This is a genomic window from Flavobacterium ajazii, from assembly GCF_010614725.1.
GTDB classification, from domain to species: domain Bacteria; phylum Bacteroidota; class Bacteroidia; order Flavobacteriales; family Flavobacteriaceae; genus Flavobacterium; species Flavobacterium ajazii.
The window spans coordinates 148,040-166,930 of record NZ_JAAEHL010000009.1 but is presented as its reverse complement, the minus strand read 5'-3'; the positions used below and the strand labels follow the sequence as shown (position 1 = coordinate 166,930).

Genomic DNA, 18,891 nt, shown 5'->3' with positions numbered 1-18,891 from the left:
TTTATTTTAAAAGCTTATTGGTAAAGAGATAATCCGCAGTCTGGTACCATGAAATTGTCTCTTTCAGAAAAGAGTGGTTCATTGGAATCTTAGTCAGGCTGTTATCCTTTTTGTTCCAGGAATAAAATGCCTGCTTTTTCTGGTCAGAAAGAATCATTACTTTTTCTTTTTTCATCAAAACCAATTTTCGGTAAGTTCCCATTAAGGCACGTTCTTCGAATTTTGGTGCCAGTACGTTTTTTCCAAAAAAATCAGACTCGTAATTCCACTGAAAAAGTGAGAAAAGAGTTGGCCAGAGATCAATTTGCGAACACTGTTTGGTAATTTTTTGATTCTGTTCTTCAGGAAGATTGACAATAAATGCCGGAATGTGATAATTGGCCACATCGATTTCATCTTTTCCTGCACTGCTGGCACAATGGTCTGCAATGATTACAAACACCGTGTTTTTGAACCATGGTTTTGTTTTAGCTTTTTTAAACAATTCTTTCAGTGCAAAATCAGTATATTTTACAGCACCTTCACGGCTTGTGCCTGACGGAATATCAATTTTTCCGGAAGGGTAGGTATAAGGCCTGTGATTAGAGGTCGTCATTACAAAATTGAAAAACGGTTTTCTGTTTTTGTATTGTACATCGGCAACTTTCAGCAGTTTATTAAAAATATCTTCGTCGCAGACTCCCCAGGCATTTTCAAAAGTTACTTCGTCATCATTTATATTATTGCGGATCGTTTTGATTTCGTCACTTAAAACACTGCCTCGTCCACGATCGTAAATGGTAAAACCGTTACCACCAAAATAAGCATTCATGTTGTCAAAATAGCCGTCTCCGCCATAGAAAAAATTACAGTCATATTTTCTGGATTTAAATACACTGCATACTGTGTAAAGATTTTGGTTATTGGGCCTTTTTACAATACTTTGCCCCGGAGTGGGAGGAATGCACAAAGTAACGGCTTCCATACCTCTCACAGTTCTGGTTCCGGTAGCGTATAAATCTTCAAAAAAAACACTTTTCTGCGTAAGGCTGTCCAGAAACGGAGTGATGTTTTCTTTGTTGCCAAATTCTTTTAGGAAGCTTCCGCTAAGGCTTTCCACAAGAATAAAAACAACATTTTTATTTTGAAGAGAAGGTGTAGTTTCTGTAATTTTTCTGTGAATGGAGTAGTTGTTTTTAGAATAAACCGCATCTGAAGAAGCTAGTTTTTTTCTGATAATGCCAAAAGCCGTGTTGTTATGGGTTGAAGTATAAAAATCAACATATTTCATCTGATTGTTTCTGAAAGCAGCAAAAAAAGAATAAATACCTGATTTTGAAATTTCCGAATTATAGCGGTTCGAAGACCATTCTGCCTGATTGTTAGTAATGAAAAAAGCAAAAAACAGGGCCGTAAAAGCCGTAGGAAATAAAACAGAAAGTCTGATTTTTAAACTGGCTTTAGAGTTAAAAGTTGTTGTGAAAGCTCTGTTTTTATAAAAAAGAAACAAAAATGCCAAAGTAAACAGCAGCACACCGCCAATTAAAAGCGGAAGCGGGTAAGACTGTTCAATATTGGCTACAACTTCGTGTGTATAAATCAGATAATCAACGGCTATAAAATTGAATCGTGTTTTGAATTCATCCCAAAATGTCAATTCGGCAAAAAAGGTGAAAACAAGTATAAAAACGGTTAGTGATGTGAAAAAATAAATCAGGACTTTATCCAAAACAGAACCAACCCATTTATTTGGCATGATGCTGTAATATAAAATACTACAGATTGATATGAAAACAACGGTTCCCAAATCAAAGAAGAGACCTGTTATAAGTGTTCTTAAAAAATCTATCACATTCAGGGAAACTTCGTCATACTGCCAGACAAAAAAACAGATTCTTAAACATTGTGAAAGGATTAAAAACCAGATCACAAAATGTAGTAATAGCGAGTATCTGCCGTATTTATGAGATAATTTTTTCATGATTATTATTTAAGGAAAGGCAAATTTTATAACCCAATTCTGAATTTATTTTGAATTTTAGTTTTTATTATGAAATCAGAATTTATAGCTGTAACCAAAACGGATTACTTGTGTTTCATAATAATCTTTACTGGTATAGCTAAATCCTTCGCCCTGTATTTCTTTCTTTATGACTAGGGTGTTGAAAATATCAGTAGCGTTAAGGAATACTTCGCCTTTTCCTTTTTGAACCAGTTTTTTTATACCCAGATCTGCAGAAAACCGTGAATCAGTTTTTCCTTGCGGAATAATATCCGGTGCGAGATAAACCATCGAAACCTGTCCCGAAAGTGTTTTACTGAACAGAAAAGTATTGTTCCATTTTAAATTTCCGGAAGTTACTTCCTGAAGATCGCCGTGATAGGTCGATGCGACAGGATACAAATTGGTCACAGTAAAAGCGTCTATTGTATTTTTATAGATATTCCCATTCAGATTAAAAGAATACCAGGAGCTAAGTTCTTTTGTATAAACTAGTTCTGCCCCAAAAGAAGAACTTTCTTTGGCATTTTGAAAGACATTGTAGATAAGCGGACTTCCCGGAACAGTTGTGGCAATTCGAGTTATAGCATCATTTATAACTCTGTAATAAAATGAACCTAAAAAATATCCTTTTTCAAAATCAGTTTTATAACCTACTTCAAAAGCACTTGTAAATTGTGGGCGCAGGCCAGGGTTTCCTACCTTGATAATTTCGGCATCATCGTATTTAGGGAAAATTCGGATGTCAACTTCGTTAGGCCTGTCTACACGGCGGTTGTAAAAAGCTGTGATTTTATTGTTGTCATTGATTTTATAAGCCAGTTTCACACTCGGAAAAGGTTCTGTATAACTGTAGCCGTCACTTTTATAAGTAGGATGATCTGGATTTACATCGTACTTAAGATGAACGTATTCATAACGCAGTCCGAGTTCTGCTTCAATTTTTTCGGTTTCATAAATATAGCTTCCATAAAAGGCAGGAATAATTTCTTTGTATGTAGCCCAGCCTCCGGCATCAGCATCGATAGGCGAATTCTCTCCCGGAAAAAATTGCATATTTGTAGGGATTTCTCGGCTTCTGAATTTTATTCCGGTCTCAAAACGTCCATATTTTAAGGGCTGAACATAATCAAAGTTAAGGTCGATCACTTTCTCATCCGAAAGCAGTTTAAAAGCATCGTGACCTGTAAAAGTTGGCATTATATTATCAAAGAAATATTTTTCATCTTCTCTGTGGTAGGTATAATTGATACCTGCGTTCAGTTTGCGTCCTGCCTGACTGAATTTATGCTGATAAGAAGCACTGGCCATGATAGTCGTTTTGAGTTCATCTTCCAAAAACTGCCACAAACGCAATCGCTCCGAATAATCATGGTTAAAGAAAGGTTCTTCACCGTGGTCTATAATTTTTTCGCTTCCAAAAAGACCGGAAAAAGAAAAAGTATTCCGGTCATCGTAATTCCAGTCAACTCCGCTTTTAAGGGTGGTAAAATGGGTATCCCTGTTTCGTCTGGTTTGCTGATTGATTATCGTTCCGTCATCATAGGTACGGGTAACAAACTCGTTTTTATTGAGTGTTTCTGTATAAAGATAATCGGCTTGTAAATAGGTGTTGATTTTGTTTTTTCTGTAATTTAACGAAAGACTCGGATTGATTTTGGGAGTCATCTGATATTGAGGACTAACAGTAGGAAGATTTGCCTGCCGTTCCCACAATGCCCCATATCCAGAGCCAATACCTATTTTTCCGTTTAACCCATCCTGTTTGTTTTTTTTGTAAATGATGTTGATGATTCCGGCATTTCCGTTTGCATCATATTTGGAGGATGGATTATTGATGATTTCAATTTTTTCGATTGCAGAAGCAGGAATATTGTCAAGTCCTGACTGGTTTCCAAAACCTGTTAAAGCAGTTTGTTTGCCATCAATTAAAACCATTACCTTATCATTTCCCCTAAGCAGAATTTTACCATTATTGACGGTAACTCCCGGAAGATTTTGCATAGACTGCAGTACCGAACCACCACTTTGGGTAATATTATCAGCAACCGCAAACACTTTTTTATCCATTGTTACAGGAGTCTGTTTGGTTGTTCCGTTGACAATTACCTCTGCAAGTGCATTAATATTTTCCTCAATTTCGATATTTCCGAGGTCTAAATAATCAGAAAGTGTACCTATGAATAAGGTTTTCGACTTAGTTTTAAAACCGATAACACTTATTTCCAAAATATAGTTTCCGGAATTTACAGCTGCGATTGTAAACCGTCCGTCATCACCGCTTACAGTACCAAAAAAAATCTTTGGATCTTTTGGAGATTTCAAAATGATATTAGCATACGGAACAGCAATTTTAGAACTGCTGTCCTTTATGATTCCGGAAATGGTTACGGATTTTTTTTGAGCGGTTGACTGCAGTATTGTTATCAGCAAAAAAGATAACAACAGGAGTTTTTTAAGTTTCATTCGTACTATTTAAAAAAGAATAGTACAAAGCTCAGACCCGATTCTGTAGGAAGTTTGAATTTTAGAAGGTAACCTCGAAAATATGCAGATTATTATCAAATGAATAACGGATATTCCACTGACTGATATCACATATCTTCTTAATAATAGCCAGACCAAGCCCATTGCCCTGCGAAGAAGGATTTACTTTTGAAAAACGATTAAAAATAGTTTGTTCAGCCAAGAGTATTTCAGGACCGGTGTTAATAAACTTCAGGGTATTATTATCTGTTACAATCTCGATTACACCGTTTTTTACATTGTGACGAATAGCGTTCAGAAATAAATTATTAAGTAATACTTCTGCAAGTGCTTTGTTTCCCTTGATGCTTAAGGTATTTCTAAGGTTGGTAGTAATCGTCAAATTCTTTGCCTGAGCCTGTTCGGTAAAGAAGTCGAGATGTTTTTCAATATAGTCATTTAAAACTATAGTTTCCTGCTCCGGATAAATTTCATTATCAATTTTAGAAAGCAATAATAAGTTCTTATTGAGTCTGTTGAGTCTTGAAACATCTTTATTTAGAGCCCCGACTAATTCAGCCTGCTCTTTGGTTAAATCTAATTGCAGGAGCGTATCAATTTTGGTTTGAAATAATGCCAAAGGCGTCTGGAGTTCATGAGCGGCATTTTCTACAAATTCCCTTTGGCTTTTGTATATGGCTGTATTTTTTTCAATTAGGCGTTCCAGGCTTTTGTTAAGGCGGTCAAATTCGTCTATATCAGTCGGAATAAAATGTGGGGGATTATTTTTGTCAATTTCAAAATCCTGTATCTGTCCGAGTGTGTTATAAAAAGGTTTCCAGATTTTTGCGGCTAATCGTTTTGAAATCCAGATGATACCAATTAACAGAATCATAATGATGAAAAGGAACATGGCTGCAACACTAAAAACCATTCCTTCCATTTCCACCAGATTGCGCTTTTCTATGTAGGTATACCTTTTTCCGTTGATGTCAACCGGAGCGTATAAAATTCTGAAGGGTTCCTCTTCATTGGCTTCAGGTTCAAACAGCATTTTGCCTACGATTGAGTCTTTTTTTACCCCCATATCGGTCACAATCGTAACATTTTGGTTGTATTTATTCCATGCAGCGATATCATTAGCTGTATAATTTTGGTGGCTTTGGTTGACAAAATCACCTTTATGAAAAAGCAACACTTCATCGGTTTCATAAATATAAAGCCATTGGCAGATATAATAAAATACCGGAGCCGCTGTCAGCAATATGATAACAGCATAAATAAGAAAGCTGTTGGTGGTTTTATGAAGCAGTTTTTTATTATTCATTTTCCCATTTGTATCCCAAACCATAAACTGTTTTGATATAATCTCCACCACCGGCTTGTGTTAGTTTCTTTTTAAGATTTTTAATGTGTGCGTATATAAAATCATGATTGTCGAGCATGTCCGCCATATCGCCTGAAAGATGTTCCGCAATAGCCGATTTAGACAATACTTTATTTTCGTTGCCTATCAAAAAGAGCAGTAAATCCAGTTCTTTTTTAGTGAGATCCAGTTTGGTATCATTTACAGCAACCGTTTTAGAAAAAATATCAACTACAATTTCATTAAAAACAATGCTGTTACTTCCTTTAAAGTTTTTTCGTCTTATAAGCGCCTGCATCCGAACCAGTAATTCTGCTAGATGAAAAGGCTTGGTAAGGTAATCATCTGCTCCGAGATTGAAACCTTCTAAACGGGTTTCCAGATTTTCTTTTGCCGAAATAATAATAACACCTTCCGTTTTGTTTTTTGATTTTAACTCTTTTAGTATCTCAAATCCGTCTCCGTCCGGCAGCATAAGGTCCAATAATATGCAGTCATAATCGTAACTGTTAATTTTAGTGAGGGCCAAATTATAATTTTCGGCTGTTTCACACTGAATGCCGTTCGTTTTAAAGTACCCCTGAATACTTTGCGCAATTTCGCGCTCATCTTCTATTATCAAAATCTTCATGCTGCAATTTACGAATGAATTTTGAAGAAAATTTGAATTAGTGATAAAGCTTCTTTCTGTCTATAAAATCATAAGTAAAAATACCTGTTTTTTAAACTGCCTGGTTTTTAAATTATTCGTATTCAATGTGTTGGTTTTTTTGTTTTGTTAAAGTATTAGAAAACTGAAGGGTACGGACAAAAAGCAGAAAAATTTTACATATATCTTCATTAGATTTGCGGAAAATAAAATGATTCAATTACCTGTAAAAGTGCTTATGAAAAAACTTTACTTATCACTTCTTATTCTTATTTCGGCTTCAAATTATTCTCAGGATATCCTTTGGGAAAAATCATATGGAGGCAAACATGCAGATTATCTTTTTGACGCCATACCTACAGCCGATTATGGTTTTATTCTGGCAGGAAGTTCTTTGTCAGACAAAACCGGGAACAAAACCGAAGACAATCATGGTGATTTGGATTACTGGATTTGGAAAATGGATGAAAAAGGGGATCTTGACTGGCAGAAAAGTTTTGGCGGAAGTGGATTTGATTTACTGCAAAGTATAAAAGGTACCCGCGACGGCGGATTTATACTGGCTGGTACTTCTGATTCACCTGAAGGGTTTCAGAAAAAAGAACCCTGTAAAGGTCTGGCCGATTTTTGGGTAATTAAACTTGATGCAAGAGGAGAAGAACAATGGCAAAGAACAATAGGAGGAAGTGGTCAGGATGAATTACTGTGCGTTTTTCAGGCAAAAGACGGAGGTTATATTTTAGGTGGTTCATCAGGATCGGGTCCAATAGCTGACAATAAACCAATTGAAACCTCTAAAGCAAATACTAGCAAAAATTCATTTAACAAATCTGAGAAAAGCAGGGGTAATATGGATTATTGGGTTGTCAAATTAGATAAAGAAGGGAATATAGAATGGCAAAAAACTTTTGGCGGACAATATGCAGATATACTTCGAAGCATGCAGCAAACCACAGACAACGGTTATATTTTGCTGGGCTATTCAAATTCGCCTGTTTCAGGAGATAAAACAGAGGGAAACAGAGGAGCTGGTGACTATTGGATAATCAAAATAAATGATCTTGGAACTATCGAGTGGCAGCAAACTTATGGCGCCGATGGAGATGACCAGCCCTATATTATTTATCAGACTAAAGATGAAGGTTATATAGTAGGAGGAAATTCTAACAGTAAAAATCCATTAACGCCTTTAGGAGGAATTGTAAGTAATGGAACAGATTACTGGGTTCTTAAATTAGATAAGGAAGGAGGAGTTATCTGGAGTAAAACCTATGATTTTGGTAAAGTAGATATTTTGACTTCTATGGTTGTAAATGATGACCAAAGTTATCTCATTGGGGGATACGCAAAAACAGAAGCAAAGCGTTCGTTGATCAATGATATGGCAAAAAAAGCAGGTGTTGGAAAAGAACAAGATGGTATTAATGATTATATCGCAATGAAAATTGATAAGGATGGAGAAGAATTCTGGAGCAAAACAGTCGGAAGCAATGGAGAAGATATTCTAAGAAAATTGTTTGAAACCCGTGATGGCGGATATTTAATGGCTGGTACTTCAAATTCCGATTCATCCAAAGATAAAAATTCAGCTATAGGCAGCAATGATTTTTGGGTAGTAAAGCTAAAAGACAAAGCTAAAGTAGAGAAAGTAAAAGCTACAATCGAGGCTATTCCCAACCCTGCAGGATCGTTTACAAATGTTATAATAGGTCATGATTTTAAAGAAGGAACAGCCACAGTTATAGATATAATGGGGCATACTTTACAGCATTTTGCTATTTCGGGCAGAACGGTACCAATTAATTTAGGCAATTACGCTCAGGGAGTTTATCTGGTAAAGATAAAAACTAATGTAAAAACAGAAACAGTGAAAGTTATTAAGGGATGGGGAAATTAAATAAAGAAAACAGACATAAAACACCGATGAAACAATACGCTCTTATTTTTTATATCATTATTTTATTAATCAATTCTCAAAAGGTAAAATCACAGGAAGCAGATGCATTAAAATCTCATATTCCAAATATTAATGTTGCTTCACCTCAGGCTGCTTCAATTTCTAAAGTGGGAGAAATCCCGATTGATATTTCGACAGGGAGAATGAATTATACGATTCCTATTTTTGAAATAAAAGAAGGCGATTTTTCAATGCCTATTAATCTGTCCTATAATTACTCAGGGCTTTTATTGGATGAAGCACCCGGATATGCCGGAGTGGGCTGGACATTTAATATTGGAGGCTCAATACTGCATTCTATTAATGGGCTAGATGATACAAATCGTGAATACCAAAAGGAATGGGTATATAAATATGTAAATAAACTTCCACCATATGATGATTATATTTCTTCATCTGGACTGACAACAATTACTCAGTACTTAGAATCGGTCAGCAATGGAGTATTCGATGGAGAACCTGATAAATATAATGTAAATGCCGGAAATCTTAATTGTAGCTTTTACTTAGACAAAGACAATAATCCTATTTTCTTAAAAAATTCCAATTATAAAGTTTCAGGCTATTCATATAGTGGCTTCACTATAACAGATGATAAAGGAGTTAATTATATTTTTGATATAGTACAAAATACAACTAAATCATTAGGAGCAGAATCATCTGAATATATTTCATCCTTTTTATTGAGAGAAATCAATTTCCCTACCAGTACTAATAAAATTATATTCGAATACGATACTGTTACGGATAGTTATAATGATATCAATGTCTCTCAGACCTTGACACTAAACAGCACTCAATATCTCACCAATCAAAGCCAATTATTAAATACTAATAAAACATATACAATTTTAGATACCAATAAATTAAAGAAGATTATAACAAACGATTACACCATTGAATTGCAGTATAATAATAATTCTGCGGAACCTGGAATAGCTGTAATAAGTAATTTATCAGTTAAGGATAAATCAGCTACAACAATTAAAAGTTATGATTTTGTTTATTCTGGATGGACTGGAAAAAGAACAAACCTGTTAAACGTTGCTTTTAATGGACAGGTTATAAACGAGATGGAATATGATATGAGTACACCATATCCGGTAATGGCTGATGACAGTGATTATGCAAAAAAAGATTTGTGGGGGTATTATAACCAAAATGGCAGACCGGCAACTGTTGGCGGAACTATTGATCCTGATAATAATCCACAATTAAAACCAGATTTTGCAAGTACCAAAATTGGAGCATTAACAAAAGTAACCTATCAGACCAAAGGATATTCGACTATAGAATACGAGCCGAATTTTATTTATTTAAATTCGGGTGCCTATAATTTTCCTTATGATGCAGATGAAACTGCTACGATTTCTGCAGCTGCACAAACTTTAGTTCAGGACGGAATAACTTCGGAACAAACAATTGTTATAACTAAAGTTCCTGCAAAAATAGAGCTTAACTACTATGTTGCGAATCAGCCTGATTTCCAAATGCCAGTAGGCAGTGAATATCAGGATCAGAGATATACAAAAGTCTTATTTTTAAAAGATGGTGATGCTGAAACAAATTCTCTTTTCACATATAGTAAAACATGGTTGCCAGAAGGGAATTGGATTCCGCAAACTACAAGTTTTAGCGGTACAATAACCGATATAACAATTAGTGTTCCGGGTACATATCGTTTAAAAGCGATTTCAGATATTGGATCAAGAGCCAGAATTAGTATATCTGCTGAACAGCTTCCTGACTTTATCACTCAGACAGTTGGAGGATTAAGAGTAAAGCAGGTCAAAAATTGTGACTTTAACGGTTCATGTATTACAACTGCCTATAATTATTCACAGGATGGTAAAAGCACCGGACTAATGCTCCAAAAACCGAAGTTTTACTCAGGATATCATATTCAGAATAGTTTAAATTGTTCTCCATCAATTTATGTCAGAAGAGACTTTTATAATTTCACAAGTGTTTTGCCATTATCTAATTTCAGAGGCAGTCCGGTAGTTTATAAAATTGTTGAAAAAACAGATTCTGGCAAGGACAAAAATAATCTGTCAGTCAGTAATGGAAAAACAATTTTTTATTATCATGGGGAAGAAGTGTCAAATTCATTACAGGATGAGCAAGTTTATTTTACTATAGGATTATTAGATAAAAAAATAATTAAAAATGAGAATAATACTAAAGTTGCAAAGCAACAAAATGATTATATAAATTCTTTAGTTCCTCCTAATAATGATAAATTTTTATATGTTTTGAATTCTAAAATTGTTCGTGAAACAAGGGCTAATTTTTCTGGAGGAGGAAGTTCTGGCTCAGGGTGTGCAATGCAGTATCCAAGACCTCTTTTAGATTTTCAGGCAGCATGGTTTAGATATCAGCCCAGAAATTATATGCTGCAAAAAGAAGAAAACATCAATTATTATGCAAATGATTCCATAGTTCAGTCAACAACATTTGATTATGATTTAAATCTGACTTTGCTCAAAAGCAAAAAAGTGGTCAATTCAAAAGGCGAAACGCTCGAAACCAAATATTTGTATCCAACAGATTCTGAAATGTCAGGTGAGTCATTTGTGAGTGAACTAATCAGTAAAAACAGGATTGGAACACCTTTAGCGGTAAGAAGTTATAATACAAACAAGTTATCCGATCAAAAAACAGTTTACGCAAAAGATGCTTCAACTTCAAATTTATTGCTTCCCAAATATGTCTATGCTAACAAAGGAGCAGATGCAATTGATAGTACAAAAGACAAAAAAGTTACTTATGATCAATATGACGACAAAGGAAACATTTTGCAGTATACATTAGAAAGCGGGATGCCTGTATCTATAATCTGGGGTTATAACAAAACACAGCCTGTGGCCAAAATAGAAAATGCAGTTTATAGCTCAATTCCGGTGGGGACAATAACAAATTTACAGTCTCTTTCAGATGCAGATAATGATAATTGTGTGTCAGCGAGCTGTAAAGAGCAATTGTTCCGAAATGCTTTAGACACTTTTCGGGCTACATTACCCAATGCTTTTATCTCTACATATACTTATGACCCTCTGATAGGAGTAACCAGTATAACCGATCCGAGAGGAAATGTTTCCTACTACGAATATGATGCTCTTGGTAGATTACAGTTTGTAAAGGATAAAGATCTTAACGTCCTTCAGAAATACTGTTATAATTATAAAGGTCAGCAAATTGACTGTGATATTAATTTTGCAAGTGGAACTGTGTATAAAAGTATTGCCAGAAGTGGTTCTTTTACAAGAAACAACTGCGCATCCGGAGAAGTTGGGTCAAGTGTAACGTATAATCAGGCAGAAGGGGTCGAAACCTCTATAGTTTCACAAGCTGATGCAGATTCAAAAGGACTTACGAGGTTCAATACGGATGGACAGGCGTATGCCAACACCAACGGAACCTGTAGTATACCACCGCCAGCTGCACCTACAGGATTAACATTTACCAGTGCTACGGCTTCATCATTAAATTTTTCATGGACAGCAGTTTCAGGAGCGACAAGCTATAAAATATATAAAAACGGAACAGATACCGGGACAACTTCGGCAACCAACACAGGTTCATTATCTGGATTAACGGCCTCAACGACTTATAGTATCCAGGTGATGGCTGTTAATGCCTCTGGCAATAGTACTTTAAGTTCGGCGGTATCAATGACAACCGCATCTGCCCCAGTATCCAATACCTGTACTTTGAATTTCGAGAGAGAATCGGGAACCAGCTATATGTACAAAAATGGTTCGAGTTATTTAACCAGATCAACATCGGGTACCTCGAGCGGGACACTGGCGACAGGGGATACTTTTTATGTGATGGTAAGTGCGTCAAGTACTTATTATAAGGGTATCGTTATTTCAAGTTCAGTCAGGGGAGTATTGTATAATACACTTATTCGAACTGGCAGTTCTGTAACTTCTCCAACCTTTACAAAAACGGGTTCAGAAGTAATAACCATAAATTGTACTACTGCTACAGAGCCTTAGAGATATATTATGCAATAGAATAAAATTTGATTATCAAATAAAATCATTGTCAATAAGCTGATGAACAAGCTTTATTAAATTTTAATAATACTACATGAAAAAATATATACTATTGATTTTGTTATCATTTACAGTTATGAGCTTACAGTCTCAGACTTTTAGCGATGATAACTTTATTTATACAGTGGCGCCAAAAAAAGCAGTCAAGACTGCAGAACTTACTACACTCACCAAAGATCAGGTAACACAAAATGTCACTTATTTTGATGGTTTGGGACGTCCGGTACAGACCATATCAATCAATCAGGGCGCGAATGGCGAGAATATTGTAACTCCGATAGAATATGACCCGTTTGGGCGTCAGGAAAAAGAATATTTGCCCTATGCTGTTGCAAATGGGGGCAGCAGCTATTTGAGAATAGATGCAGCGACAGCCCTGAATGATGTAACCACTTTTTATAATAAACCAGAATATGATAATACTTCAACCCCTTTTTCTCAAAAATTGTTTGAATCTTCCCCGCTAAACAGGGTTCAAAAACAAGCAGCTCCGGGAGCTTCATGGGAAATGAACAATGGCCACGAAATCAAACTGGATTATCAAACCAATACAGCTGAGGAGGTAAAGTTATATAAGGCAACGGCAAGCTGGGATTCCGGTTCAGGTTTATATCAAATTGCTTTTACAGATGCAGGATATTATGCAAAAAACGAATTGTATAAGAATATTACCTATGATGAAAATACGGCAGCAAATCCGTCAGAAACTTCCGGTTCAACCGTTGAATTTAAAAATAAGGAAGGTCAGGTCATTTTAAAAAGAACATATGATCTGAATTCAAAACATGATACCTATTATGTCTACGATATTTACGGAAACCTGACTTATGTAATTCCTCCAAAAGCAGAAGGGACTATTAGCCAGGAGATATTAGACGGCTTGTGCTATCAGTATAAATACGATGACCGCAATCGTTTAGTCGAGAAAAAACTTCCGGGCAAACAATGGGAATTTATTGTCTATGACAAACTCGACAGGCCGGTAGCAACAGGCCCTGCGGTATCGCCCTTTAAAGATGAGACCGCTGTTGGATGGATTATTACAAAATATGATGTTTTTGGAAGACCGGTTTATACAGGCTGGAACAACACCACCTGCAATGCTGCGGCAAGAAATACGCTGCAGACAGCGCAAAACTCAGCAACCGTTTTATTTGAAACTAAACAAACCTCAGGCTCTATTGACGGTATAAGTGCGAATTACAGCAATGCTGTAGCCCCGACGAGTTTTAAATTGTTAACGGTTAACTATTATGATAATTATGTGTATCCCAATGCTCCTTCCGTACCTACAGATATCGAAGGACAAACGGTTTTGGTCAATGTAAAAACGCTGGCTACCGGAAGCTGGACAAGGGCTATTACGATACCGTCTTCTACAGCGGGAGAGACCGGTACCACTTTCTACGATGACAAGGGTAGGCCAATCAGGATCTATACCCAGAATCATTTAGGCGGTTATACCTATTCAGACAGCAAGCTCGATTTTGTTGGGAAAGCCCAATATACAGTTACAAAACATAAATACACATCAGCAGCTGCAGAAATTACCGTTAGAGAGGAGTTTACTTATTCGGCTCAGGATCGTCTGCTGACTCATACCCATCAGATTAATGGGGGTACTGTACAGCTTATGGCTGACAATAAGTACGATGCCTTAGGACAGCTTGAAAGCAAAAAAGTGGGCAACAGTACAGGAAACCCATTGCAGAAGGTTGATTTTAGTTACAATATCAGAGGCTGGCTTACAGGAATCAATAAAATTGATAATTTGCAGCAGGGAACAGATCCTGTTGACCAGTTTGCCTTTAAGATAAATTATAATGCCACACAAACAGGGATTACCGATGTCAATGCCTTGTACAATGGCAATATTTCAGAGACTTTCTGGAAAACGGCATCAGATGCCACAGAAAGGGCTTACGGATACCAATACGATAAACTGAACAGGCTAAAAAACGCAGTTTACGAAAAAAACAGCCTGACGACCAATGCTTATAATGAAAGCCTGACGTATGACAAAAACGGAAACATTTTGTCTCTTGTGCGAAACGGAGATACCGACCCTCAGATCCAGCCTATAGAAATTGATAACTTAGGTTATACGTATACGACCAATTCAAATCGTTTAAGCAAAGTAAGCGACAGCAGTAACAATACCAGTGGTTTTAATGATGTTAATAAAACGGGGGATGATTATAGCTATGATGATAATGGCAATTTGATAACCGATAAAAACAAAAACATCACCACCATTAGTTATAACCACCTCAATCTGCCGAAAAAAATAATTTTTGGCACCGGAAACACAATTGAGTATATTTACAATGCAGCAGGGCAGAAACTGGAGAAAATTGTAAAAGAAGGAACTGTAACCGCCACGACGCAGTATTTAGGAGGCTATCAGTACAAGAACAGTGTCTTGGAGTTTTTCCCCACAGCAGAAGGCTATGTTAAAAACGAGAACAATGTACTTTCGTATGTGTTCCAGTACAAAGATCATTTAGGAAACATCCGACTAAGCTACGCACAGAACCCGATAACCCACGTTCTTGAGATTATTGAAGAAAATAATTATTATCCTTTTGGTTTAAAACATAAAGGGTATAATGATTATACGCCTACGAATAATAAGTTCAAGTATAGTTCGAAAGAGTTCCAAGATGAACTGGGGCTTGGTTTCTACGACTATGGTTGGCGCAATTATGACCCTGCAATTGGAAGATGGATTAATCCTGACCCACTATTAAATGATTTAAAATTTACCTTTGACCACAATAAAGTAGACGGGGATGATGAAGATGAAGTTTATGAATCAATAATTACAAAAATTGATACAGGTGGTGGAATTTACAATCCTGATAATCTAAATCCTTATGAGTATGGCTATAATAACCCTGTAAATTTTAATGACCCAGATGGTAGATGTCCAATTTGTCCTATTATAGCATTAGCAATTTATTTGCTGACTCCTGAGCCTGTTATGGCACCTACGAGAGACCCTATGGATGGAAAAAGAATGGGTGAAGCGAAAGGAGCAAAAAATACAGTAATTTTATCGACAATTCCCGTAGTAAGAGACGCATCAGCTTTACATAAACTTTCGAATGCTTCTAAGGAAACAGGGAAAATATACAAAGTGCCAGGGGAGAAAACAGAAAGTGGAAAACCGTATATTGGAAGGACAAAGCAATCATCACCAGCTAAAAGAGGTGAAGGTGCAAAAGATGGAAGAGATAGAACGGATGCAGAAATAATTGATAGATATGACCCAAACAAGCCAGGACAGGGAGCCTATAAAGAACAGAAGGCAATTGATGAACATGGGGGAGTAACTAAATTAGATAATAAGAGAAATGAAGCCTCGCCAAAGAGAATGGAGGCATTAAAAAAGAAGTATGGAAATGGAAAATAACGAAAAAACAATTAATGAATTTTGGAGTTGGTTTACAACACATAAAACTGATTTAGCTCCAGAAAATATATCTGATAATTTAATATCAAAACTAGATCATAAGATTTTATCATTGGGAGATTTTAGCTGGGAAATTCGAGAAGGAGATACTGAGGAAAATATGCTCATAATTTCACCTGGTGGAGATGTTGATTTACTTCCAGAAACAAATAAAGTCATTAAATTAGCACCGAAAATTGAAAATTGGGAATTTTGCTATTACAAGCCTTCTAAAAATTGGGACTTTCAATTAACTTTATATGAAGAATCTAATGTTAAAAAAATTCTTGATGTGAAAGATTGGGAATACGTTTTATACAAATTTAAGGATGGAACTTTTGACATAATATTCAAAACTAGAAATTTGAATTCATCAACTAAGGAAGAACAAATGTTAATTGCTGATATAGTTCTGGAAAGTGTTATAGGTGAAGAAAATAGTTTGAGATTCATAAAAAAAATTGAGTTTGTAGATGAATTTAATATTGTTGATAAACAAAAAAGTAATTCAATAGAAGTTTTGAAACAACATTTTGATGAATTGGTTAAAGTTATATAGTGATGAATCAAAGAAAAGAATTATCAAGTATCGAAATAATTTTTAAAGGATATTTGTGGGTTAATATTTCCTCAATTATAATCATAATAGCTATCTGGTTTTGTTTAACTGCGGTAGTGTTTCAAAGTTAGTGATATGAGATTTTGAAATTATAACCTTTTGAAATTGAACAAATTTTAGAAATAAATAATTTAAAGATGAGCTTTAATACTCATCTTTTTTGTTTTAATATTGCCTTAAATGAGCTAAAATGAGTAAAAATGCGACATAGTGTTCCAAAGTTAGTGATGGTATGAATTGTCCAAAATGTGAAGAGAAAAAGGTTATTAAAAATGGGAGAACAAAAAACAATAAACAGCAGTATTATTGTAAAATGTGCTTTCACCGTTTTATAGAAAATTATACAAATCAAGCTTACAAATTAGATATTAATCAAAAGATTGTTCAATTAACCAAAGAGGGATTAGGTATAAGAAGTACAGCAAGGATACTTAAAATCTCAGCCACAACACTATTGAAAAGAATCATCTCAATTGCCAGAAACATTGTCAAGCCGATTATCAGCAGAGGCAAAATTTATGAAGTTGATGAACTTTGCACTTATATCAGACACAAGAAAAATTATATGTGGCTGGTTTATGCATTGGAAAAGAATTCTAAAGCAGTTGTGAGTTTTAATGTTGGTAAACGAACCAATAAAACGCTGAACCGTGTTTTGGAAACTCTGAAATTATCAGAAGCCAAAAAGATATTTACAGACAGATTGAAAAATTATCGATATCTGCTTGATGAGGAAATGCATTCTGTCAGGCGTTTTGGAACAAATCATATTGAAAGGAAGAATCTGACTCTCAGAACTCATCTGAAAAGACTCAACAGACGTACAATCTGTTTCAGTAAAAGTTTAGTGATTTTTACGGCTGCTTTAAAGATTTATTTTTGGATTTGAGCAATAAAACAGTAAGTTTATCCTGCAAAATCATGTTTCCTCTCTGAAGTGTTTTTTATCATAGAATGCGCAACATTTTTAAGTTATTTCCGGAATACTTTGAAGAGCGAGGAGACTGTTTTTAAATAAATTGAAATTTTATAAAAATGTTTAAAATCTTATTTTTATTCCTGAATTAATTCAGCATTCTTAATATTTCCTTTATCGTCTTTATAAGTCAGATTTATTTTAGGATTTTTATAGAAATCAGCAAAGAAAATAGAGCAATCATTTTCAGGAGTTCTGGTTGTAAAGTCCAGGTCGTTTATTTTTAATATCTGAAATCCGTTTTTTAAGCCAATTTTTTCAGCCTGGGTTTTTGTCCAGACAATACCAATTGAATATGTATTTTCTTCAATCTTATCTTTAAAACCAAATGTTCCTTGGTTTTGGTAGTCCTGAATTTGTTTTAAAGGAAGAAAGTAAAATGCTTTATTAATATAGTCAAGCGTAATCGTTCCGTATTCTGCCAGTTGTATTCCAAGAGCATTTTTTGTTCTTTCAGAGACAATAGAAACCACATTGTTTATCCCTGCTTGCCCAAATTTTATCTGTGGAATTAAAATTCTATTTTTTTCCTCAGGCTCTTCCATGCCATGAAGTCCAACAGATGTTACTCCAAAACCTTCATTTAATATAGTAATCGATTTATTTTTAATCGCTTTACTTAATGTTTTATTAGAAAGGCTTATAAGTTTATCAGCGCCACTGTCAAAGAGAACTTCAATATTAATTTCACTAGTCAGGTTTATTTTTAAATAAGGTTTACCTATTTGATTGAGTGTTATAGGAGCCTTATAAGCATTTTGTAATGCTAATTTTTGTATATCATCCGTCAAAATGATTATTTTCTTTTGCAGATCAATCTGAACGATACAATTTCGGAATAAATTACTACCCAAAATTCCATCAACATTAAGACAGTTTATCAGGTGATTTTTTTTAGTGTCAACTACAACCGAAGGAATATCCTGAAATGTCAGCTTTCCAATTTGCAATTCTTTTACAGTGACAATTTTCGAATCATTTGATTTTCCATTGATATCATCTACAGTAACAGAACCGGTTTTAGAATAATTCATCACGTTTTGTATTTCTTCTGAAATCACTAATACAGCACCAGTATCAAATAAAAAATGCTTTTCGGATCCATTTAATTGAAGCGAAATGATGATTTTATTTTTCACAATTTCAAATGGAATACTATCACAAAAGTTTTTCTGCAGAATGGTACCATTTCTAAAATCAGTTTTTTGTCCAAAAGAAACAGTAGTTATTGATAGAAAAAAAAGAAATGCAAATAGTAGTTTACCAGTCATAAGTTCTATTGTTTAAATATTTTGTGATGTTGCTGAAGAAAACATTATAAAAATAAATATTTTTTCTTACCCAAAGATTTCTTTTGGT

General features: G+C 35.0%; 10 protein-coding genes. 5 read left to right on the top strand and 5 right to left on the bottom strand.

Annotated elements, in window-relative coordinates; all coding sequences use genetic code 11:
• Position 1: 1 nt before the first annotated feature.
• From GWR14_RS16875 to GWR14_RS16860, 4 genes are all read right to left on the bottom strand, one after another.
• Positions 2-1,960: an LTA synthase family protein gene (locus tag GWR14_RS16875; protein WP_163410249.1), complete on the bottom strand. Its 1,959-nt coding sequence runs from the start codon at positions 1,958-1,960 to the stop codon at positions 2-4.
• 75 nt (positions 1,961-2,035) lie between these two features.
• Entirely contained in the window at positions 2,036-4,447 is a 2,412-nt protein-coding gene (locus GWR14_RS16870; RefSeq protein ID WP_163410248.1) for a TonB-dependent receptor domain-containing protein, read from the bottom strand.
• Between the two features lie 61 nt (positions 4,448-4,508).
• Positions 4,509-5,774 carry a sensor histidine kinase gene (locus GWR14_RS16865; RefSeq protein ID WP_163410247.1) on the bottom strand — a complete coding sequence of 422 codons (1,266 nt, stop codon included), beginning with the start codon at positions 5,772-5,774 and terminating at the stop codon, positions 4,509-4,511.
• Positions 5,767-6,444: a response regulator transcription factor gene (locus GWR14_RS16860; RefSeq protein ID WP_163410246.1), complete on the bottom strand. Its 678-nt coding sequence runs from the start codon at positions 6,442-6,444 to the stop codon at positions 5,767-5,769. Before GWR14_RS16860 ends, GWR14_RS16865 begins: the two co-directional genes overlap by 8 nt.
• Positions 6,445-6,700: 256 nt before the next feature.
• Between GWR14_RS16860 and GWR14_RS16855 the strand changes: the two genes are divergently transcribed.
• The 5 genes from GWR14_RS16855 (at position 6,701) to GWR14_RS16835 (ending at position 17,445) form a co-directional block, all read left to right on the top strand.
• Positions 6,701-8,359: a T9SS type A sorting domain-containing protein gene (locus GWR14_RS16855; protein WP_163410245.1), complete on the top strand. Its 1,659-nt coding sequence runs from the start codon at positions 6,701-6,703 to the stop codon at positions 8,357-8,359.
• Complete coding sequence (locus GWR14_RS16850) at positions 8,347-12,423, top strand: DUF5977 domain-containing protein (protein ID WP_163410244.1); 4,077 nt, start codon at positions 8,347-8,349, stop codon at positions 12,421-12,423. The genes GWR14_RS16855 and GWR14_RS16850 overlap by 13 nt, the downstream gene beginning before the upstream one ends.
• A 94-nt stretch (positions 12,424-12,517) precedes the next feature.
• Positions 12,518-15,898: a DUF6443 domain-containing protein gene (locus GWR14_RS16845; protein ID WP_163410243.1), complete on the top strand. Its 3,381-nt coding sequence runs from the start codon at positions 12,518-12,520 to the stop codon at positions 15,896-15,898.
• Complete coding sequence (locus GWR14_RS16840) at positions 15,888-16,496, top strand: hypothetical protein (RefSeq protein ID WP_163410242.1); 609 nt, start codon at positions 15,888-15,890, stop codon at positions 16,494-16,496. Before GWR14_RS16845 ends, GWR14_RS16840 begins: the two co-directional genes overlap by 11 nt.
• A gap of 292 nt (positions 16,497-16,788) precedes the next feature.
• Positions 16,789-17,445: an IS1 family transposase gene (locus GWR14_RS16835; RefSeq protein ID WP_163410241.1), complete on the top strand. Its 657-nt coding sequence runs from the start codon at positions 16,789-16,791 to the stop codon at positions 17,443-17,445.
• 164 nt (positions 17,446-17,609) lie between these two features.
• Here GWR14_RS16835 and GWR14_RS16830 read toward each other — a convergent pair whose 3' ends face one another.
• The gene (locus GWR14_RS16830) at positions 17,610-18,803 is read right to left on the bottom strand and encodes a retropepsin-like aspartic protease (protein ID WP_163410240.1); all 1,194 of its coding nucleotides are present in this window, start codon (positions 18,801-18,803) and stop codon (positions 17,610-17,612) included.
• Positions 18,804-18,891: the final 88 nt, after the last annotated feature.